The following is a 20,157-nucleotide window of genomic DNA, read 5'->3' on the forward strand; positions in this document are numbered from 1 at the left end:
GCGGCGCGGGTCATGGGGGCGCTTGCCCTGCCGCGCGTCCCGGCTTAACGACCCTGGATCATGCCCCGGCGCAAGGACATATGGAGATGCGGGATCGCCCGCGCGCCGGTCGCGGACATCATGTCCGCAGGCGGCATCGGGGACGACGTCCACTGGCTGCCGGAGGAATCCGACTTCGCCTTCCTCGCCGATCCTTTCGGCTGGCGGGACGAGGCGGGGCGGCTGCACATCTTTGCCGAACATTATGACTATCGCACGCGCCACGGCGTCATAGAGGCGCTGATCCTGGATGCGGAACTACGGCTGGTCGAGCGGAAGCCCTGTCTCGCCGAAGACTGGCATCTTTCCTATCCGCAGGTCTTTGCGGGCGAAGGCGCGGTCTGGATGCTGCCCGAAGCGCATCGTTCGGGCGCGCTGACGCTCTATCGCGATCATGGCGCGCTGGACGATTGGCGGGCGGAATGCCCGATCGCGCTGGATTGCGTGCCGGTCGACGCCAGCATCCTGCGGCATGAGGGGCGCTGGTGGCTATTCTATTCGCCCGCCAGCAGCAAGCTGTCCAAACAGGCGCATCTGCATGTCGCATGGGCGGAGACGCTGACAGGACCATGGACGCCGCATCCGGGCAATCCGGTACGGGTGGACCGGGCGTCGGCCCGGCCCGGCGGCGTGCCGCTCGCGATCGGGGGACGGATCATGCTGCCGGTGCAGGATTGCAGCGCGACCTATGGCGGCGGCATCCGCCCGCTGTGGATCGACCGGCTGGATGACGGACATTTCCACGCCGTGGCGGGCGATCCGCTGGCTCTGCCGCCTTCGGCGGGGAAATATGGCGCGGGAATGCACACGCTGGCGGCCTGCGGCGATGTCACTCTGTTCGACGTGAAGCGGATCGATACGTCGCTTCGCGGGCTGGCGCTGGATGTCAGGCGGCGGCTTGGCGGATATGATCGATGATCGCGCTGCCCGTCGCGGCGAAATGCTCCCAGGAAAAGCGGTCCAGCATGTCGGCGCGGGCGGCCTGACCCATTTGCGAGAGCCGGGCGGGGTCTGAAAGAAGCGCCGCCAGCGCGCTGGCCAGCGCGTCGACATCGGCGGGGGGCGCGGTGAGGCCGGTGACATTCTGGCGGATGGACCAGGGCAGTTCGCCCACGGCCGAGGCGATGACGGGAAGGCCCGCCGTCAGCGCTTCATGCGCGGCAATGCAGAAGCCTTCGGAACGGGAGGGCTGCACATAGAGGTGCAGGGTGGAGAGAAGATGATGCGGGGCCGGTTCGAAGCCGGTGAAATGCAGATCGTCAAGGCCTGCCTGACGCCTCAGTTCCTCCAGTTGATCGCGCTGCGTTCCGTCGCCCGCGACGCGGATGTCGAGCGGGACGGGTGCGGTGAAGCCTTCGGCGCGCAGGCGCGCAAAGGCTGCGATCAGCACGTCATAGCCCTTGACGGGGTGCAGCCGCCCGAGGCTGCCGATGCGGAGCGTTTCGCCGGGCTGCCAGGGCCGCGCCTGCGGCAGCGCCGGGTCGGCGGCGAAGATCGGCCAGCATCGCAGGCGCTCTTGCGGCACGCCGAGCCGGTCCCCGGTCAGCGCGGTGACCGATCGGGAGTCGCCCACCCAGAGCAGGGCGCGGCTTTGCAGCAGCCGCATCAGCCGCCGGTTCCAGGGCTTGAGGAAAGCGGCATGTTGCCAGCTGATGACCGGCAGGCCGAGGTGCGGGCCGAGGATGAGGCCGAGGATCGTCGCGCGGCTGAGGGACGTCCAGATATGGGTCGCGCCCCAGCCGGTGATGGCGCGTTTCAACCACAGGGCGGCGGCAGGATGATCGGCAAGGCCGCCTTCCCGGACCAGCGGGTCGAGACCGGCCGCTTCGATCGCGGGCAGGCCCCGGCGGTCGCGGGGGGTGAGGGCGAAGACCCGGACCTGCGCCCCCGCATCGCGCAGGACGCGGGTGATGGCGGGGACGGGTTGGGATGCGCCACCGCCCTCGACCGAATTGATGACATAGGCAATGCGGATGGCCTCCGGGCGCAGGGGCTTTGGGTGCAGGGGCTGGGAGCGCGGGGGCGTCATTGCGCGAGGCTGCGGCGCCAGACCAGGGCGGCGAGCAGCCCGCTCGCCAGCAGCGCCTGCCCCACCGCCTGGATCCCCGCGCCCATCAGGCCCACGCTTTGCAGCAGCCAGGGCAGCACCGGCAGGAAGATCAGGCTGGCGAAGAGATTGGCGCTCATCGACAGGGCGGGATAGCCCATGGCGGAGAGGGCCGAGCTGCATGGCGGGCCGATCACGGCGATCATGCGCGCGGCGATCAGCACGACCATGACGCTGCCCGCCGCCTGGAAGGCAGGGCCTGCCAGCAGGGTGACGATGGGGGTCGGGAACAGGGCGGCGACGATGGTGACCGGGGCGGCGGCGGCCAGGGCGATGCCGATCACACGGCGCAGCGTCCGGCGCAGCGGCGCGCCGCCTTGCCCCGCCGCGACCATGCGGGCGAGTTCGGCATAGGCGGTGTTGCCCAATATCTGCGCGGGCTGGGCGATGATGACGGTGGCGCGCTGGGCGACCGCGAACAGGCCTGCCATCGCTGGACCGAGCACCCAGCCGACGATCAGCGGTGCCACGCGGCCCGCCAGTTCGCTCAGGGTGACGTCGGCATTGCTGGCGACGAGGAAGCGCCAGATGCCCGGATTGTCGGCGCTGGCGCTGCCGCGTTCGGGGTGGAGCAATATCGCGCCGAGGCGGCGATGCGCGCACCAGAGGCCCATGCCCCAGAGCACGGCGAATTCGGCCAGCGCGGCGGCGAGCCAGGCGGCGAGGAAGCCCTTCAGACCCCAGCCCATCAGCAGCGCGAGCGAAGCGCCGATCAGCCGCACCAGGGGCTGCACCATATTGTGCAGGCCGATGAGGTCGAACCGGTCGATCAGTTGCAGATAGCCCGCTGGGGCGGAGCGCACCGATCCCAGTACGGCAAAGCTGTAGGGGATGGCGAAGGCCACGGTTTCCGGCGGCCAGCCGAGGCGCGGGCCGACGAAGGGCGCGAGCGCCATGGCCGCCACGATCGCCGCCCCGCCGCCCGCCAGTTCGACCGCCGTGCCGAAACGCAGCAGCCGCGCCAGCCGGTGGGGAGCGTCCTCCTCCCGCGCTTCCGCGCCGTACCGGACGATGGCCTGCCAGGCCGGAAATTCGACGATGCCGCAGACCGCCGTCACATAGCCGTGAACCAACACCAATATGCCATAGTCGCGCGGACCCAGCGCCCGCGCGGCGATGACCAGATAGACAAGGCTGATAAGCCCGGCCCCGGCCTTTCCGCCGAGCACCAGCCCCAGCCCCTTGAAGATACGTCCGGCAGTTCCCGCGCTGTGCGTCATGCCCGCGCTTTGCGTCATGATGGCGAAGAAGACCAGTCCTTTGCGCGCAGGGCGGTGCCATGGCAGCTGCGGGCGGCAAGCCTTGCGCTCAGAAAATGGTAGAAATACCAGTCCAGCGCGGCGGCGGGGATATAGCGGTAGAGCAGCCTTTCGGCGCGCGTCCAGCTCACCGCCTTGCGGCAGGCGCGGCGGTCGGACGGGAAGCAGACATGATCGGCATGATACAGCGCCGGACCATGGCGCATCACGCGATGGACGATCTCATGATCCTCCAGCACATAGGGCCAGCGCGCGGTGTCGAAGCCTCCGGCCGCCCGCAGCGCATCGGTACGGAAGGCCTGGGCATAGCCGCCGGCATGGCATTTGCCGGGAAAGCGGCGGCTCTTGCGCAGGATGAAGGCGGTTCGCTGGCGCGATTCCGCGGTGGAGGGGGGGGCGTAAAGGTCGATGGCCATGACGGCCGAGGCTTGGGGATGGCCGTCGAACAGGGCGATGATGCGCTGCACATAATCGGTCGGATAATGGGTGTCGGCGTCGCAGATCGCGACCAGCGGCGTTTCCACGCGGGCCAGTCCCTCCGCCATGGCATGGATCTTTCCGGGCACCGGGCATGGGACGAGGCTTGCAAGGCCGCCGAGGGGCGCCGCATGGGCCACCGCTTCGTCCGCACCCTGGTCGGTCGATCCATTGTCGACCATCAGCAGGCGGAAGCGCCGGTCGCTCTGGGCCGCAAGGCTGTCGATGGTGGGACCGATCCACCCCTGTTCATTGAAAAAGGGCAGGATGATCGTCAGCTTTTCCGTCATGCCGCCCGGGTCGTCCGGCGGCCCGCGCCACTCGCCCGGCGCCGTTCCGCCAGCGCGGCGATGACGTCGGCGGCGCGGTCGGACGACGGGCGGCCGTCAAGGTCGAAACTCTCGTTGAACAGCTGGGCCTGGGCGGATCGATAATGGCTGTGGTGCAGCTCTTCCGCGCGATCCAGCGCTTCGCCGAGCTGGTCGGGATGGGTGATGACCTCGCCTGCCTGCCAATGGGCGAAATTGGGATCGCCCCGCCATTCGATGCCGTGGCTGTTCAGGAAGATGCAGGGGCGCGGTTGCAGCAGGAATTCGTAGACCTGGCTGCTGGCGTCGCCCAGATAGATGTCGGCGGCCATGGTGTAGCTCATGTCGGTGGAGGCCCGGCTGCCGAGGTCGAAATGGATATTGTCGCCATGCAGATAGCGATTCTCGATCTTGCCCGCGCGATTGATCGTCAGCCGGTCGATGGTGAGGACGAAGGGCCGCTCGAACAGCATGACGTGGGGCGCGAAGATCAGCTCACGGCTATCGTTGCGGCCGAAAAAGTCCAGCACCTCGCGGCCATGGCGATACCAGGAGGAGAGGTGCGGCGAGACATGCGGGTTGTAGAGCACGACCGGCCGGTCGCGGTCGAAATGATGGGTCCGGCCCGCCTGCCGCACCATGTCGAACTTGGGATAGCCCACGATGCTGATCGTGTCGGGATCGACCCCCGCCTCCACGATCAGGCGGCGGCGTATCTTCTCGCCCGAGCATAGCACATGGTCGAAGCGCGCGCTGGCCCTGTCGAAGCCGATGGCACGGTCGCCAGCGCCGTGACGGGTGTGGACCATGAACAGATCGTCTAGGCCATAGCGCGTCTTGAGCAGCAACGACGTCTTTTCCGCGACCACCAGCATGTCGAGGCTGCGGAAAAAATCCAGATTGTCGCGATAGAGCATCAGCTTGCCCGCCGGGACCAGCCCGCCCAGCAGGCTCGCGATCCGCGCCGACCGGGCGCCGAGCGTCAGGCGGACATGCTGGATGGCCGACCCCAGCCATCGCCCGGCCAGCCGTTCCACTTCGGCTGCCAGCCGGTCATTGGTGGTGGCGACGACGATCTCGCCGTCGAACCCACGCTTCGCGAGCGCGACGGCGATGGGCAGGCTGTGGGCGACCTGATGAATCTGGTCGTGGTTGAACAGAAATCCGACGCGCATTCGGTACAGACGTTGCGCTCCTGACGCTGCCTCAGTCGCCCTTCGGCCAAATGTGAATTTTTTTTCAGACTGCGACCAGCTTGTTGATCGGGGCGCTGCTTTAGCTACCCAATGGCCCAGGGAGCCGCTTGTTCCGGAGTCGGCGGGCGGACAGAACAATGCATGTGAACGCCGATCAGGAATCCGATGTCGAAACGCTGTACGGCCTGCATAGGGCCGAACTGCGCAGGCTGTTGCTGGCGCGAGTGGGCGATCCGGCGGAGGCGGAGGATCTGTTGCAGGAATTGTGGCTGCGCGCGCGGCAGCGCCCGGCCGGGCCGGTCGAAAATGGCCGGGCATATCTGTTCCGCATGGCGCAGAATCTGGTCGTCGATCGTCTGCGGGAGCGGCAGCGGCGCATGGCGCGGGAAAGGCGCTGGTCGGACCAGGAAACCGACTTCACCCCCACCGGCGTGGAGCCGTCGGACCGGCGCGAGACGGCCGAGGACCAGATCATCGCCAGGGAGCAGGTGGCGGCGCTGCTATCCGCGATCGCCAGTCTCCCGGAGGGTGCGCGGCGGGCGTTCGAACTGCACAAGCTGGATGGCTTCAGCCATGCCGAAGTGGCGCAGCGGCTGGGGATCAGCAAGAGCGGCGTCGAAAAACACATGGCCGTCGCGATGAAATATCTGCGTCGTGCGTTATTGGACTGAGGTAAGGGAGCGGGCGTGCCGTCTGAGCCGAGGTAAAGGGAAGGAAGCGGTTCGGACTTGGACGAACGGGTGATCGACGAAGCGCTGGCCTGGCAGGTCGAGCTTGCCCGCGACGATGCGGACTGGGAAGGCTATATGGCCTGGCTGGAGGCCGACCCGCGCCATCGCGAAGCCTTCGATTCCGTGGCGCTGACCGAAGCCATGGTGGATGAGCACAGGAACGAGGTTCGCGCGCTGCTGGAGGCGCAGGCGCCGGATTCCCCGTCCGCAAATACCCTGTCCCCCACGTCGCCCTATCGGCCCCGGCGGCCGCTTCGCTGGGTGATGGGCGGCGGTTTGGCGGCGGCGCTGGCGCTCGCCGTCGGCCTGCCGATGATGTGGGCGCCGGAGGCCGTGACCGGCTATGCGGCCCATGCCGGAAGCAGCCGGACCGTGGCGCTGGCGGACGGCGCGAACGTCATTCTCTCACCGGCGAGCCGGATCCTGGTTCATGGCAGGAACGCCGCGCGCATCGAACTGGCGAGCGGAGAGGCCTATTTCGCCGTGCGGCATGATCCCTCGCGCACGCTGACCATCGAGGCCGGACCCTATCGCATCACGGACATCGGCACGCGCTTTTCGGTCAATCTTTCCGGCGGGACTTTCCGGATAGCCGTTTCGGAAGGCGCCGTCGCCGTCAGTTCCGACAAGGCGAACGGGCAGGTGCGGCTGCAGGCCGGGCAGCAACTGACGGGCGGCGCCGACGGAAATCTGGCGCTGGCGCCAGTGGCGGTCGCGGATGTCGGTAGCTGGCGCGATGGGCGGCTTTCCTACAATGATGCGCCGCTGGCCCTCGTCGTCGCCGATATTTCCCGTTATTCCGGCCGTCGCATCATCGTCGATTCGTCGCTGGAGACCAGACATTTTTCGGGCACGCTCGTCATTGGTGATGGATCGAGATTGTTGCCCGATCTCGCGGCGGTCATGGGCCTTGCCGTGCATCCGCAGGATGGCGGCGCCCTTCGCCTTGGCGGTGCTGATCGCTGAAGGGGCAGGGGTCGCCAGTCCGGCGCACGCCAGGGAAGAAAAGTTCAGCTTCGATCTTCCGGCAGGCCCGCTTGCCCAAAGTCTTTCGCGTTTTTCGGAGCTGACGGGGGTTTCCGTCGGCTATCCCGGCGCCCTGCCGGTGGTGACGGTCCGGCGGGTCAGCGGAACCATGGCTGCGGAGACGGCGCTGCACAAGCTGCTGGAGGGCACGCATCTGCGCGCGGTGCAGGCGGGACCGCGGCTCTACCGGCTGGAGCAGGCGGCGTCGCGGCACGCCGCCCGGGCTCCGGCGGCGGCGCTGCCCCCCGCGGGGCCGGGAGCGGATATCGTCGTGACCGCGCTCAAACGGCCGCAATCGCTGGATGATGTGGCGCTGTCCGTCTCCATCCTGGGGGCGGAGGGGCTGGGATCGGCCTCGCGCTCGCTGGCCAGCCGGGACATGAGCCTGACGATGGAGGGGCTGGCCATGACCAATCTGGGGCCTGGCCGGAACCGGCAGTTCATCCGGGGCGTGGCGGACAGTCCCTTCCTGGGGCAAAGCCAGTCCACCGTGGCGGTGCAGGTCGACGATGCCCGCGTGACCTTCAATGCGCCCGATCCCGACCTGCGGCTGATCGATGTCGACCGGGTGGAGATATTGAAGGGGCCGCAGGGGCCGCTCTACGGTTCGGGCGTGCTGGGTGGCATCTACCATGTCGTGACCCACCAGCCGGAACTGGACGATGCGTCCGCCTGGGCGCGGCTGTCGGGATCGGCCGTGGATCATGGCGGTACGGGCAGCGGTGGCGAGGGGATGGTCAACCTGCCGCTGATCGCCGGGCGGCTGGCGGTGCGGGCGGTCGGATACCGGTTCCTCGACGGCGGGTGGATCGACAATATAGGCGTGGCGAAGGACAGCAATTCGACGCGGACGAGCGGGTTGCGGGTGAGCGCGAAATGGGCGCCGTCGCAGGACTGGTCGGTCGATGCGGGCTATGCGGTCCAGAATATCGGGTCGCGCGACAGCCAATATCTCCTCACTGCCGGGAGGGATCTGGAACGAGCCGGCCATCGGCCGGAACCGACCGACAATGACTTCATGCTGGTCCACGGTACCGTCACCGGGCATCTGGGCGGCGTGCAATTGCTGTCGGCGACCAGCTATGTCAGGAATGCCTTTGGCTATGGCCTGGACGCCAGCGCGGCCGCCGCGCATTTCGGCCTGTCCGGCGCGGCATGGTTCGACGACGACCGGCATTATTCGTTGTTCAATCAGGAATTGCGCCTCTCTTCCGGGCGAGACAGCGGCTGGGTCGCGGGTGCATCCTATCTGCGGGCTTCGGCCAGCGAACGGGGGACCGTGACCGGTGAAAGCGGAAAGACCCGCACGGTCGTGCAGACCCAGCGCATCGTCACCGAATATGCGCTCTTCGGGGAGGCGAGCGCGCCTCTCCTGGCACGTCTCGACGCAACGCTGGGCGCGCGGCTCTTCTATTCCCTGGCGCAGGATGAAACGCGGGAGGCGGGCAAGCGGCGGGTCGATGAATCGACCGGCAAGATCATCCTGTCGCCCAGCATGGCCCTGTCCTACCGGCTGGCGGGCGGCGGCATCCTCTATCTGCGCTATGCGCGGGCGATGCGGCCGGGCGGGCTTGCGCCGTCGGGCATGACCGCCTCGGGCCATTTCGACGCGGATGAACTGGGCACGTTCGACCTGGGGATGCGGCGCGGCTTCTGGGGCGACCGGCTGCTGCTGTCCGGCAGCGCCTATTATACCGACTGGCAGGAGATCCAGTCCGACTATCTGCTCGCCAACGGCCTGATCACCACGCGCAATGCAGGGCGTGCCCGCATCATCGGGATCGAGGCGGCGGCCGACTGGCAGGTCGGCGCGGGCTTCGCCCTGAAGCTCGGCGGGTCGGCGCAGGATGCCCGGCTCACCCACACGGCGGATGGCACCAAATTGAGGGATCGCCGCCTACCCATCACGCCCGGCCTGTCGGGGCGCGCTGCCCTCTCCTACAGCTACAGGCTGATCGGATGGAGCGGGCAGACGGCGGTCCAGGCCAATTATATCGGCAAGGCGCGGTTGAGCTTCGACGACGATCTCGACCGGTCGATGCAGCCCTATACCAGCGTGGCGGTCAATTCGACGCTGGAACGGGGGCCATGGACGGCGGGCCTGCGCGTCGACAATCTGTTCGACGTGCGGGGCGACAGCTTCGCCTTCGGCAATCCCTTCTCGATCCGGGTCGCGCCGCAATATACGCCGCTGCGGCCGCGCGCCATCACGCTTTCACTGGCGCGGCGGTGGTAAGAGACTTCACGTCGAAGATGGCGGTATAGCCGACATGGTCCGACAACATGCTGCCGTCGGCGGCATGGCCGAAGGGGACGTCGATGCCGCGGAGGGACAGGCGCATGGTCGGGCTGCCTGTGAAAAACTCCCAATCCCGCGCGCGATAGCGGGAATAGCGGGCATCGCCGTTCAGAGGGATGGCCTTGCGGCCCGCTTCGTCATAGGCGTCCGCCACGGCCGCGCCCGGCAGCCATTGCCTGAAGGCGCCGGTCAGCAGGTCGCTGCGCCGGGCGGGATCATGCCCCATGTTGAAATCGCCCGCGACGATCATCGCATTGCGCGGATCATGGTTGCTGCGGATGAAGTCGCCAAGGCAGGCCAGTTGCAGGCCATAGGCATGGTTCGACCGGTCGTTGGCCACGCCGGAGGCGCGGCGGCTGTTGAGATGGGTGGTGACGATATCCACCGGCTCGGGCTGGCCCGGCAGCCTGATCCGGGCGAGCAGCGCGCCCTTGTTCGCCAGACAGTCGAACCCCGCGCAGGCGAAGGCGGGAAAGACGATGCGGCGAGTGTCGACGATGGGATAATCGGACAATATCTGCAGGCCGCTGCCGACGAATTTGGGCAGCCCCTCCCCATGGCTCCAGCTCTCGGCGGCGGCGAAGGCGCGGTCGCTGGCCGTTGGCACCTGGCCGTTCACCGCATCCTGATCCGCGCCGGTGGCGATATAGCGATAGCCCGCCTCGCGCCCGATCGCCTGCGCTTCCTGCGTGAAGGCCTCCTGCAGCACGACGATGTGCGGATTGCGCCCCTCGCCGCGTAGCAGGCGCAGCCTGGCGGCGATGCGGGTGAAGTCGGCGTCGCGGCCCCATGCGACCGGCCAGGGCAGGCCATGGATATTATAGGTCATCACCGGCAGCGTGCCGTCGAAGGCGGACGGCGCCTCTGGCAGGAGCGTGCTGCGCGTATCGGCGGAAGGCGCGACGGCCAGCAGCGCCGCGGCGGCCAGCATCCGGAACATATGACCGGCAATGGACAAGATTTTCTCTCCTGCGAGCATCAGCGGATTGACGGCGGCGCAGGCGTTTCGCCTCAGTCCTGCCTGCGGAGAAATTCCATTTGTCGGAAGATCGCATCGACTCCCCGCAAATCGTGATGGCGGCCTCACACGGTCTATTGTCAATCTTATCGATAGAGAATAAATATCCGCTCAGGAGGAGCCCTCATGCGCCTGAAGCCGGACCAAATTGACCCTCATGCCACGATCCTCACCGTGCCCGGACTGTCGAACAGCGGCCCCGGTCATTGGCAGACGATATGGGAAGCGGAACTGCCCCATTGCCATCGGGTCGAGCTGGGCAATTGGGACGCGCCCCATCGCAACAGCTGGATCAGCAATCTGGGGCACGCCATCGGCGGGATAGACGGGCCGGTGATCCTGGCGGCGCACAGCCTGGGATGTCATGCCGTCGCCTGGTGGGCGGCCTTCGAACTGCAGGAATGGAGCGAGAAGGTGATCGGCGCCCTGCTGGTGGCGCCGCCGGAAGTCGATTCCGGCGTGGCCGATCCCCGCCTGCGCGATTTCGGCCCGGCGCCCAAGGCTTTGCTGCCTTTCCCGTCCATCGTCGTCGCCAGCCGCAACGATCCCTATATTTCCATGGGCAGGGCGCGGTTGCTGGCGCAATTCTGGGGCAGCCAGTTCGCCGATGCAGGTGAGTCGGGTCACATCAACGCCGACTCGGGACTGGGCGATTGGGCCTTCGGGCAGTTCCTTCTGTCCCGCTTCACCAAGGGCGGAGACGGCGCCAGTCCGGTCGACCTCGATTTCGACCAGATCAGCAGCGAGCGTGAACGCAGCGCCGTCGCGACCCTGCTCTACGGGGTCTGATCTTTCCTGCGCATGATCGCCATGCGGTCCCTCCTAGGGGACATGCCATGGCAGGAGGGTCGGCGCTTCGCGGGCGCGAAGCCATTACTCCGCTCGTTCCGCCCCTGAGGCCCGCCGCGCCGCCGCCATGATCTCTTCGGACAGGGCCGGGTCGCCGACTCCGCGCGCCAGTACCATCGCCCCGACCAGTTGCGCCATACGGGCCAGCGCTTCCTCGCGAGAGATGTCCGCCGACATGGTTTCGATGACGCCGGTCAGCGCTTCGAAACCGTCCCGGAAGGCTTGCGCCAGCGCGCCGCCCCGCCGCGCCGCATCGGGGCCGAGGGCGATGAGCGCGCAGCCTGTTTCCGGCGCATCGCGATTGCGGGCGCTCAGATAATCGTCCGCTATGGCCGCAGCCGCCCTGTCCGGACCCGCCGCCTCGGCGATGGCGCGCCATCTGTCGGCGCTTCCGGCGAGCGAAGCAGCGCAGGCCTCAGCCGCCAGAGCCTCCTTGGACGGGAACTGATTGTAGAAGCCGCCATGCGTCAGGCCGGATTCGCGCATCACTTCATGGATGCCGACGCCGTCCACGCCATGCGCCCGAAACAGGCGCGATGCCGTGTCAATCACCTTGTCCCGGTTGCGCGCGGCCTGTTCCCGGCTGACCTTCATGTCCACATGCCTCCAATTGGCCTCTTGCACTTATATATGATATTCATCATTTAACACCAGTCCGAATTGCGCCGGAAGGGGTTTCATGCTGTCCACCAAGATTGCGCGCCGGCTGGCCGCGCGCCATGTTCATTATGGCTGGGCCGTGCTGGGCACGACCTTCCTTACCATGTTGGTGGTCGCGGGCGCGGTGGGCGCGCCGGGCGTGTTCATCGTGCCGCTGCAGAAGGAATTCGGCTGGAGTGCTGCCGATATTTCCGGCGCGCTCGCGATCCGATTTCTTCTCTTTGGCGGGATCGGGCCTTTTGCCGCGGCCTTCATGAACCGGTTTGGCGTGCGGCGGATGATGCTGATCTCGCTGGGCATCGTCATCACCGGCCTGCTGTTGTCGCTGGGCATGAGCCGCTTGTGGCAGCTTGTTTTGCTGTGGGGCGTGGTCATCGGGATCGGCACGGGCCTGACCGCGATGGTGCTGGGCGCGACGGTCGCGACCCGCTGGTTCACGCAGCGGCGGGGGCTGGTCATGGGACTGCTGTCCGCCAGCACGGCGACCGGGCAACTCGCTTTCCTGCCCCTGCTGGCCAGCCTGACCGAGCATTTCGGCTGGCGCCCGGCGATCATGCTGGTGTGCGGCGCGATCCTGCTGGCGGCGCTGGCCGCGCTGCTGCTGATGCGGGATCGCCCGTCGGATCTGGGCCTGCCGCCCTATGGCGAGACGGACATCCACCCCGCGCCGGCCCAGCCCGGCAGCCTGGGTGCCTTGATGCTGACGCCGATCCATGTGTTGCGGGACGCGGCGCGGGTACCGAGCTTCTGGATCCTCTTCTTTTCCTTCTACATCTGCGGCGCCAGCACCAACGGGCTGGTCCAGACCCATTTCATATCGCTTTGCGGCGACTATGGACTGGCGGCGGTGGGCGCGGCGTCGATGCTGGCGATGATGGGACTGTTCGATTTCGCGGGCACGCTGGCTTCGGGCTGGCTGTCCGACCGGTTCGACAATCGCTGGCTGCTATTCTGGTATTATGGCCTGCGGGGATTGTCGCTGCTCTACCTGCCGTTCAGCGATTTCTCGCTCTACAGCCTGTCGATCTTCGCCATGTTCTACGGTCTGGACTGGGTCGCCACCGTGCCGCCGACGGTCAAGCTGACGGCCCAGCGCTTCGGCGCGGAGCGGGCGAATATCGTCTTCGGATGGATTTTCGCCGGGCACCAGATCGGCGCGGCCAGCGCGGCGCTGGCAGGTGGTCTTTCCCGGACGGTCTGGCAAAGCTATATCCCCGCCTTCGTCGCGGCGGGCATATTGTGCCTGATCGGCGCGGCGCTGGTGCTGCTGATCAATCGCGGACGTGGCAAGGGCCTGGCTCTCGCCTGAAGGGAGAGGGTGATGCTGAAGGGAAAGACAGCCCTTGTGACCGGGGCCGGGCGGGGCCTGGGGCGGGAAATCGCGCTGGGGCTGGCAAGGCAGGGCACGCATCTGCTGCTGCATGGCCGCAACCGGGCGGCGGTCGACAAGGTGGCGGCGGACATCGCGACGCTGGGCGGCAGCGCCGACAGCCTCGCCTTCGACCTGACCGACGGGCAGGCCGTGGCCGATGCGGTGGCGGGGCGCGGCCCGATCGACATCCTCGTCAACAATGCCGGTTATCGCGACCGCAGGCCGATCGACCAGCTTGAGCGGGCAGCGGTGCGCCAGATGCTCGAAATCAATCTTGTCGCGCCTTTCGATCTGGCACGGAGGATCGCTCCGGCCATGCGGGCCGGAGGCCGGATCATCAACATCACCTCGATCGCCGGACAGATCGCCCGGTCAGGCGATGCCGCCTATACCATGAGCAAGGGCGGGCTGGACGCGCTGACCCGCGCGCTGGCGGCGGAACTGGGCCAGCGCGGGATCACGGTCAATGCGGTGGCTCCCGGCTTTTTCGCAACCCTCGCCAATGAGGAGATGGTCGCCGATCCCGCCATTGCCGAGCATCTCGCCCGGCGCACCTCGCTGGGCCGGTGGGGCCGCCCGGAGGAGATTGTCGGTCCCGTCCTGTTTCTCGCTTCGGACGCGGCCTCCTATGTCACCGGGCAGGTTCTGGCGGTCGACGGCGGCTATACCGCGCATTTTTAGGCTGCCAGCCCCTTCATCCTGAGCAGCGCATCCACCTGCGGCGCGCGTCCGGCAAAGGCCTGGAAATTCTCGGCCGCCGGGCGGCTGGCTCCGGCAGCCAGGATTTCGCGGCGGAAGGCGGTTGCCCCGCCGCCCGGCACATCGCCATGCGCGAAAATCTCGAAAGCGTCGGCCGACAACAGTTCCGCCCAGAGATAGGAATAATAGCCCGCCGCATAGCCGCCCGCGAAAATATGGCTGAAGGCATGGGCAAAGCGGTTCCACTCCGGCGGGCGGATGACGGACACGGCGGCACGGACCTGGGCCAGCATCTCATCGACGCGGGCGCCCTTCGCCGGATCATAGTCGCGGTGGAGCAGCAGGTCGAAGGTCGCGAACTCGATCTGGCGAAGCAGGGCCAGGCCCGCCTGGAACTGGCGCGCGGCGAGCAGGCGGTCGAACATCTCCACCGGCAGGGGTTCGCCGCTGTCCACATGGCCCGACAAGCCGATCAGCGTGTCGCGATCCCAGGCGAAATTTTCCATGAACTGGCTGGGCAGTTCCACCGCATCCCATTCGACGCCGGAAATGCCGCCGATGGAGGGCAGGTCGACCTCCGTCAGCAGATGGTGCAGCACATGGCCGAATTCATGAAACAGCGTCACCACGTCATTATGCGTGACCAGCGAAGGGCGGTCGCCCGCGGGCGGTGCGAAATTGGTGGTGAGATAGGCGATCGGGCGGTGGAAGCGATCCGCATCGCGGAAGCGGGAGCGGCAGACGTCCATCCATGCGCCGCCGCGCTTGCCGGCGCGGGCGAACAGGTCGAGATAGACTCCCGCCACGACGGTGCCGCTGGCGTCCTGCACATCGTAGAAGAGTATGTCGGGATGCCAGGTCGACACCTCCGCCCGCCTGAGCAGACGCACGCCGAAAAGCTGTTCGATCAGCGCCTGCGTTCCGGCGAGCACGCGCGGAAGCGGGAAATAGGCCTTCAGCGCCTCCTGATCGACGCCATGGAGCGTCCGGCGCATCGCCTCCGCCACATAGTTGAGGTCCCAGGGCCGGATATCGTCCAGACCCAGATGTTCGGCCGCGAAGGCCCTGGCTTCTGCCAGTTCCCGCTCGCCCACCGGCCGTGCCCGTCCGGCAAGGTCGGCAAGGAAGGCCAGCGCCTCGTCCGCGTCGGCGGCCATCTTGGTTTCCAGCGAATGGGCGGCGGAATCGGCAAAGCCCAATATCTGCGCCGCCTCATGCCGCAGCGCCATGATCGCGTCGATCCGTTCGCTATTGTCGTGGCTCTTGTCCTCCGCCTGGTCCGAGGCGCGGGTGTTGTGGGCACGGTAGACGCGCTCCCGCAGGGCCCGGTCCTGTGCATGGTAGAGGATCGCCAGCACGCTGGGCTGGCGCAGGGTGATGAGCCAGCCGGTCAGCCCCTTTTCCTGCGCATAGGCGGCCAGGATCGCCCTGTCACTGTCCGGCACGCCGGCGAGCGCGGCCTCGTCGGTGACATGCTCGCTCCATGCCTCGGTCGCGTCGAGCACGGCATTGCCGAATTTGGTGCTGAGGTCGCTCAAGGTCACGCCGATTTCCAGGAAACGCTGGCGCGCCTCCCCCTCCAGCGCCACGCCCGCAAGCCGGAAACCGCGCAGGGCGAGTTCCACGGCGCGTTTGCGGGCGGCGGGCAGGGTCACGAAATCGGGGCGGGCGGCCACAGCGGCCACGGCGTCATGATGGGCGCGGTTCTGGCCCGCTTCCATGAGATAGGCGGTCATCAGCGCCTGCGCCGAGGCATGGGCCTCGCGCAGTTCCGGCGTGTCGGCGACCGAGGCGAGATGGCCGACGGGGGACCATGTGCGTGACAGCAGGAAATCGGCGCGCTCCGCGGCCAGCACGACGGAGTCGAAATCATGGCCGGGCGATGCGGTGATGGCCTCGATGGCCGCGCGGTGAGCGGTAATCGCCTCCTCCATGGCGGGAACGACATGGGCTGCCTGAATGGCCGCAAAATCGGGAAGGTCGCTGTCGGCCAGAAGGGGGTTGGCGGCCAGAAGAGGCTTGGCGGCTGGCAGGGGATCGGAGGTCGTCATGGTCACTCGCAGGGAAGGGATATCCCCTAATTGGGTCATGTCGGGCGGCTCTTCAAGCGATCATGACGGGATGCTATCGATCCGGCATGAATAAAGGCTGGAGCTTTGCAATCGACCGGGGTGGCACGTTCACCGATATCGTCGCGCGGTCGCCGGACGGGGAGGTCGTCGTCCGGAAGCTGCTGTCCGACCATCCCGAACGCTATCGGGACGCCGCGGTGGCGGGCATTGCCGAAATCGTGGCGGCGCATGGCGAGGCACCCATAGACGCGGTGAAGATGGGAACGACCGTCGCCACCAATGCGCTGCTGGAGCGCAAGGGCGAGCCGGTCGTGCTCGCCATCACGCAAGGTTTCGGCGATGCGCTGCGCATCGGCTATCAGTCGCGGCCGGACATTTTCGCCCGCCGGATCGTCCTGCCGGAGCCGCTGTACGGCCAGGTGATCGAGATCGACGAGCGCATGAGCGCCGAGGGCGAGACGTTGCGCCCGATCGATGTCGACAAGGCACGCCGGGATTTGCGGGCGGCCCATGCGGCGGGCTATCGCGCCATCGCTATCGTGCTGATGCATGGCTGGCGCTGGACCGCGCATGAGGCAGCGGTGGCGGAACTGGCGCGGGACATCGGCTTCACACAGATATCCGTCAGCCATGTCGTGGCGCCGCTGATCAGGCTGGTCGGGCGCGGCGATACCTGCGTGGTCGACGCCTATCTCTCCCCCGTGCTGCGGCGCTATGTCGACCGGGTGGTGACGGTCCTTGGCAAGCGCACGCGCCTGCTCTTCATGCAGTCGAGCGGCGGTCTGACCGATGCGGCCGCCTTTCAGGGGAAGGATGCGATCCTTTCCGGTCCCGCCGGTGGCATCATCGGCATGGCGCGAACAGCGGAGCAGGCCGGTTTCGACCGGGTGATCGGCTTCGACATGGGCGGCACCTCGACCGATGTGTCGCACTATGCCGGGGCCTATGAGCGGAGCAGCGAAAGGCAGGTCGCGGGCGTTCGCGTGCGGGCGCCGATGCTCGAAATCCATACGGTGGCGGCGGGCGGCGGTTCCATCTGCCATTTCGACGGCGCCCGCTTCCGGGTGGGACCGGACAGCGCCGGGGCAGTGCCGGGACCTGCCTGCTATCGCCGGGGCGGGCCGCTGACCGTCACCGATTGCAACGTCATGCTGGGCAAGATCTGCCCCGAGCATTTCCCGGCCGCCTTCGGGCCTGATGGCGACCTGCCCATTGACCGGCAGATAGTAGAAGACGCCTTTGAAGCGCTGGCCGGCACGATCGAGGCCGCGACCGGGGAGCGCATGACGGCTGTGCAGATCGCGGAAGGCTTCATCCGCATCGCAGTCGAGAATATGGCCAATGCGATTAAGCGGATTTCCATCGCGCGCGGACATGATGTCAGCCGCTATGCGCTGGCCTGCTTTGGCGGGGCGGGCGGGCAGCATGCCTGTCTGGTGGCCGATGCGCTGGGCATGACGCGGATCATGATCCACCCGCTGGCCGGAGTGCTGTCCGCCTATGGCATGGGTCTGGCCGACATCAGTGATCTGCGCCAGCAGACGGTGGGACTGCCCCTGGATGATGTGGCGGCGCTGGAGCAATGCCTCGGGCGGATTGGGGCGGAGGCGGAAGCCGCCGTGCTGGCGCAGGGAGTGGCGGCGAAGGCGATTATGATCCATCGGCGCGCGGCGCTCCGCTATCAGGGCAGCGAGAGCGCGATGGAAGTGCCGTTTGCCTCCCCCGAAGCGATGCGGGCGGATTTCGAGGCCCTGCACAAGGCGCGCTTCGGCTTCGTCGCGGCGGAGACGCCGGTGGTGGTCGAGACGGCCATTGCCGAGGCCGTCGGGCAGTCGGGAATGCCGCAAGCCCATCCCTTTGCCCGGATGAGCGCTGAGCCGGTCCGCCTGGGCACCAACGGGGCGGGCTGGCCGATCTGGGACCGGGCGTCGCTGGGGGGCGGTGTGGATCTGCCAGGTCCGGCGCTGATCATCGATCCTTCGGCAACTACGATAGTGGAACAGGGATGGTCGGCGGGGGTGGACGTCCATGGCAACCTGATCCTGCGCAGGTCGAAGGCGCGCAGCGCGGCGGCCGCGATCGGAACCCATGCCGATCCGGTCATGCTGGAGATTTTCAACAGCCTGTTCATGGCCATGGCCGAGGAAATGGGGGTCGCGCTCCAGAACACCGCATCCTCCGTCAACATCAAGGAAAGGCTCGATTTTTCCTGCGCGATCTTCGATGGAGAAGGCGCACTGATCGCCAATGCGCCGCACATTCCGGTGCATCTGGGGTCGATCGGCGACAGCATCCGTACGGTGATCGAGGCCTGTGACCAGGGGCGCGACGGACGAGGCATGAAGCCCGGCGATGCCTATGTGCTGAACGCGCCCTATCGCGGCGGCACGCATCTGCCCGACATCACCGTCATCATGCCGGTCTTCGTCGACGGGGATGGCGAACCCGCCTGGTATGTCGCCGCACGGGGGCATCATGCCGATATTGGCGGGATCGCGCCCGGATCGATGCCGCCCGACAGCCGGACGGTGGATGAAGAGGGTGTCCTGATCGATAACCGGCTGCTGGTAGACGCCGGGCGCTTTTGCGAGGCGGAGATGCGGGCGCTGCTGGCTTCGGGTCCATGGCCCGCGCGCGATCCGGATCGCAATATCGCGGACCTCAAGGCGCAGGTCGCCGCCTGCACGCGCGGCGCGCAGGAATTGCGGCGCGTGGCGGGCGACTATGGGCGGGAGGTGATCGACGCCTATATGGGCCATGTCATGGCCCATGCGGAGGAGGCGGTCCGGCGGCTGATCGCGCGGTTGCAGGACGGCCGCTTCACCTATGCGATGGACAATGGCGCGGAGATTGCGGTGTCCGTTGAGGTGGATGCCGTGCGCCGTTCGGCAGTGATCGATTTTGCCGGGACCAGCGCCCAGCAGGCCAATGGTTTCAACGCCCCCTTCAGCATTTGCCGGGCGGCGACCCTCTATGTCCTGCGCACGCTGGTGGACGACGCCATTCCGCTGAACGACGGATGCCTGCGCCCGGTCACCTTGCGGGTTCCCGAAGGATCCATGCTCAATCCCCGCTACCCCGCCGCCGTGGTCGCGGGCAATGTGGAGACCAGCCAGGTCATCACCGATGCGCTGTTCGCCGCCTGCGGGGCGCTGGCGCCGAGCCAGGGGACGATGAACAATTTCACCTTCGGCGACGACCGGGTCCAATATTATGAGACGATCGCCGGGGGCGCGGGGGCGGGTCCGGACTTCGATGGCGCCAGTGCGGTGCAGACCCATATGACCAACAGCCGGCTAACTGATCCGGAAATATTGGAAAGCCGCTATCCCGTGCTGCTCGACCGCTTCGCCATCCGGCGGGGGTCGGGCGGGGATGGCGCCCATCGCGGCGGGGACGGGGTCGAGCGGCACATTCGTTTCCGGCGGGCGATGCGCGCCAATATCCTGTCCAATCGCCGCGCGATCGCGCCTGCGGGGCTTGGTGGAGGGGAGGCGGCCCTGCCGGGGATCAACCGGATCCGGCGCGCGGACGGGCGAGAGGAGATGCTTCCCGCGACCGCTTCGGCCGAAATGGAGGCGGGCGACGTCTTCGTCATCGAGACGCCGGGCGGGGGCGGATTTGGCGAGGCGGTCAGGCGAGGGTGAGGTAGATTTCCGCTTCGATCACCCAATCCGCGCCGATCTGGCGCCATTTGGCGGAATATCTGCCGGACGCCAGCACCTGGCCGGATGTCGCGGCGGCACCCTGCCAATGGCCCTGTTCCATGGCGATCGGTTCGACAGTCGAGGCCTGGATCGTTTCCGGCGTCCGGGCGTAGATCGTGCGGTCGGGCGCGGCGAATTCACGCTTCCAGGCCTGAAGCTGTGCCTTTCGACCGGCAATGACCCCACTGTCCGACCCAGTGACCAGCACGGCATTCTGCGCCAGGATCGGGCCGATCGCGCTCAGGTCCGCTTCGGCGAGGGCACGATTGAAATCGGCGCGGCGGAGGCGGATGGCGAGGTCGGGAGAAAGGGTCATGGGGCTGTCCTATGCGCAATCA

16 protein-coding genes are annotated in these 20,157 nt (G+C 67.3%); 8 read left to right on the forward strand and 8 right to left on the reverse strand.

What is annotated here, in order from left to right:
- Positions 1-60: 60 nt before the first annotated feature.
- A complete protein-coding gene (locus MJ601_RS04100; protein ID WP_242123548.1) occupies positions 61-957 on the forward strand; it encodes a glucosamine inositolphosphorylceramide transferase family protein in 897 nt (298 codons plus the stop codon).
- Here the strand turns inward: MJ601_RS04100 and MJ601_RS04105 are convergent.
- Genes MJ601_RS04105 through MJ601_RS04120 form a run of 4 tightly spaced genes read right to left on the reverse strand, consistent with a single transcriptional unit; the run spans position 926 to position 5,365 of the window.
- Positions 926-2,068 carry a glycosyltransferase family 4 protein gene (locus MJ601_RS04105; RefSeq protein WP_242123550.1) on the reverse strand — a complete coding sequence of 381 codons (1,143 nt, stop codon included), beginning with the start codon at positions 2,066-2,068 and terminating at the stop codon, positions 926-928. The genes MJ601_RS04100 and MJ601_RS04105 overlap by 32 nt on opposite strands.
- A complete protein-coding gene (locus MJ601_RS04110; RefSeq protein WP_242123551.1) occupies positions 2,065-3,366 on the reverse strand; it encodes a lipopolysaccharide biosynthesis protein in 1,302 nt (433 codons plus the stop codon). Before MJ601_RS04110 ends, MJ601_RS04105 begins: the two co-directional genes overlap by 4 nt.
- Positions 3,367-3,380: 14 nt before the next feature.
- Positions 3,381-4,172, reverse strand: coding sequence for a glycosyltransferase family 2 protein (locus tag MJ601_RS04115; protein ID WP_242123553.1), 792 nt, complete (start codon positions 4,170-4,172; stop codon positions 3,381-3,383).
- Entirely contained in the window at positions 4,169-5,365 is a 1,197-nt protein-coding gene (locus tag MJ601_RS04120; protein WP_242123555.1) for a hypothetical protein, read from the reverse strand. Before MJ601_RS04120 ends, MJ601_RS04115 begins: the two co-directional genes overlap by 4 nt.
- A 158-nt stretch (positions 5,366-5,523) precedes the next feature.
- Here MJ601_RS04120 and MJ601_RS04125 point away from each other — a divergent pair, with 158 nt between their 5' ends.
- From MJ601_RS04125 to MJ601_RS04135, 3 genes are read left to right on the forward strand one after another with little or no spacing between them, the layout of a single operon-like run.
- Positions 5,524-6,057 carry an RNA polymerase sigma factor gene (locus MJ601_RS04125; RefSeq protein WP_242123558.1) on the forward strand — a complete coding sequence of 178 codons (534 nt, stop codon included), beginning with the start codon at positions 5,524-5,526 and terminating at the stop codon, positions 6,055-6,057.
- Positions 6,058-6,114: 57 nt separating this feature from the next.
- Positions 6,115-7,083 (forward strand): FecR family protein, encoded by a 969-nt coding sequence (locus tag MJ601_RS04130; protein ID WP_242123560.1) that lies wholly within the window; start codon positions 6,115-6,117, stop codon positions 7,081-7,083.
- Positions 7,046-9,379 (forward strand): TonB-dependent receptor, encoded by a 2,334-nt coding sequence (locus MJ601_RS04135; protein ID WP_242123562.1) that lies wholly within the window; start codon positions 7,046-7,048, stop codon positions 9,377-9,379. The genes MJ601_RS04130 and MJ601_RS04135 overlap by 38 nt, the downstream gene beginning before the upstream one ends.
- Here MJ601_RS04135 and MJ601_RS04140 read toward each other — a convergent pair.
- The gene (locus MJ601_RS04140; protein WP_242123564.1) at positions 9,351-10,400 is read right to left on the reverse strand and encodes an endonuclease/exonuclease/phosphatase family protein; all 1,050 of its coding nucleotides are present in this window, start codon (positions 10,398-10,400) and stop codon (positions 9,351-9,353) included. The two genes, MJ601_RS04135 and MJ601_RS04140, sit on opposite strands and share 29 nt — an antisense overlap.
- A gap of 186 nt (positions 10,401-10,586) precedes the next feature.
- On the opposite strand from MJ601_RS04140, the gene MJ601_RS04145 reads away from it, so the two are divergent.
- A complete protein-coding gene (locus MJ601_RS04145; RefSeq protein ID WP_242123566.1) occupies positions 10,587-11,249 on the forward strand; it encodes an RBBP9/YdeN family alpha/beta hydrolase in 663 nt (220 codons plus the stop codon).
- 84 nt (positions 11,250-11,333) lie between these two features.
- On the opposite strand, the gene MJ601_RS04150 is transcribed toward MJ601_RS04145, so the two are convergent.
- Positions 11,334-11,903 carry a TetR/AcrR family transcriptional regulator gene (locus tag MJ601_RS04150; protein WP_242123568.1) on the reverse strand — a complete coding sequence of 190 codons (570 nt, stop codon included), beginning with the start codon at positions 11,901-11,903 and terminating at the stop codon, positions 11,334-11,336.
- Between the two features lie 85 nt (positions 11,904-11,988).
- Here MJ601_RS04150 and MJ601_RS04155 point away from each other — a divergent pair, with 85 nt between their 5' ends.
- Positions 11,989-13,278, forward strand: coding sequence for an MFS transporter (locus MJ601_RS04155; RefSeq protein WP_242123570.1), 1,290 nt, complete (start codon positions 11,989-11,991; stop codon positions 13,276-13,278).
- Positions 13,279-13,290: 12 nt separating this feature from the next.
- Positions 13,291-14,022 (forward strand): SDR family oxidoreductase, encoded by a 732-nt coding sequence (locus tag MJ601_RS04160; RefSeq protein WP_242123572.1) that lies wholly within the window; start codon positions 13,291-13,293, stop codon positions 14,020-14,022.
- Here the strand turns inward: MJ601_RS04160 and MJ601_RS04165 are convergent.
- Complete coding sequence (locus MJ601_RS04165; RefSeq protein WP_242123574.1) at positions 14,019-16,091, reverse strand: M3 family metallopeptidase; 2,073 nt, start codon at positions 16,089-16,091, stop codon at positions 14,019-14,021. The two genes, MJ601_RS04160 and MJ601_RS04165, sit on opposite strands and share 4 nt — an antisense overlap.
- Before the next feature lie 86 nt (positions 16,092-16,177).
- On the opposite strand from MJ601_RS04165, the gene MJ601_RS04170 reads away from it, so the two are divergent.
- On the forward strand, positions 16,178-19,759 hold the full coding sequence (locus tag MJ601_RS04170; protein ID WP_242123576.1) for a hydantoinase B/oxoprolinase family protein: 3,582 nt from the start codon (positions 16,178-16,180) through the stop codon (positions 19,757-19,759).
- On the opposite strand, the gene MJ601_RS04175 is transcribed toward MJ601_RS04170, so the two are convergent.
- Entirely contained in the window at positions 19,746-20,135 is a 390-nt protein-coding gene (locus MJ601_RS04175; protein ID WP_242123578.1) for a nuclear transport factor 2 family protein, read from the reverse strand. The genes MJ601_RS04170 and MJ601_RS04175 overlap by 14 nt on opposite strands.
- Between the last annotated feature and the right edge of the window lie 22 nt (positions 20,136-20,157).

Origin of the sequence: Sphingobium trunci, from assembly GCF_022664535.1 — a bacterium.
In the GTDB taxonomy this organism is placed as follows: domain Bacteria; phylum Pseudomonadota; class Alphaproteobacteria; order Sphingomonadales; family Sphingomonadaceae; genus Sphingobium.

Bases quoted from the DNA above. Each gene is read 5' to 3' on its own strand.
- MJ601_RS04100 (WP_242123548.1), top strand. From the start codon at position 61: ATGCCCCGGCGCAAGGACATATGGAGATGCGGGATCGCCCGCGCGCCG.
- MJ601_RS04150 (WP_242123568.1), bottom strand. From the start codon at position 11,903: ATGAAGGTCAGCCGGGAACAGGCCGCGCGCAACCGGGACAAGGTGATT.
- MJ601_RS04160 (WP_242123572.1), top strand. From the start codon at position 13,291: ATGCTGAAGGGAAAGACAGCCCTTGTGACCGGGGCCGGGCGGGGCCTG.
- MJ601_RS04155 (WP_242123570.1), top strand. From the start codon at position 11,989: ATGCTGTCCACCAAGATTGCGCGCCGGCTGGCCGCGCGCCATGTTCAT.
- MJ601_RS04115 (WP_242123553.1), bottom strand. From the start codon at position 4,172: ATGACGGAAAAGCTGACGATCATCCTGCCCTTTTTCAATGAACAGGGG.
- MJ601_RS04165 (WP_242123574.1), bottom strand. From the start codon at position 16,091: ATGACGACCTCCGATCCCCTGCCAGCCGCCAAGCCTCTTCTGGCCGCC.
- MJ601_RS04110 (WP_242123551.1), bottom strand. From the start codon at position 3,366: ATGACGCACAGCGCGGGAACTGCCGGACGTATCTTCAAGGGGCTGGGG.
- MJ601_RS04120 (WP_242123555.1), bottom strand. From the start codon at position 5,365: ATGCGCGTCGGATTTCTGTTCAACCACGACCAGATTCATCAGGTCGCC.
- MJ601_RS04145 (WP_242123566.1), top strand. From the start codon at position 10,587: ATGCGCCTGAAGCCGGACCAAATTGACCCTCATGCCACGATCCTCACC.
- MJ601_RS04175 (WP_242123578.1), bottom strand. From the start codon at position 20,135: ATGACCCTTTCTCCCGACCTCGCCATCCGCCTCCGCCGCGCCGATTTC.
- MJ601_RS04105 (WP_242123550.1), bottom strand. From the start codon at position 2,068: ATGACGCCCCCGCGCTCCCAGCCCCTGCACCCAAAGCCCCTGCGCCCG.
- MJ601_RS04125 (WP_242123558.1), top strand. From the start codon at position 5,524: ATGCATGTGAACGCCGATCAGGAATCCGATGTCGAAACGCTGTACGGC.
- MJ601_RS04135 (WP_242123562.1), top strand. From the start codon at position 7,046: ATGGCGGCGCCCTTCGCCTTGGCGGTGCTGATCGCTGAAGGGGCAGGG.
- MJ601_RS04170 (WP_242123576.1), top strand. From the start codon at position 16,178: ATGAATAAAGGCTGGAGCTTTGCAATCGACCGGGGTGGCACGTTCACC.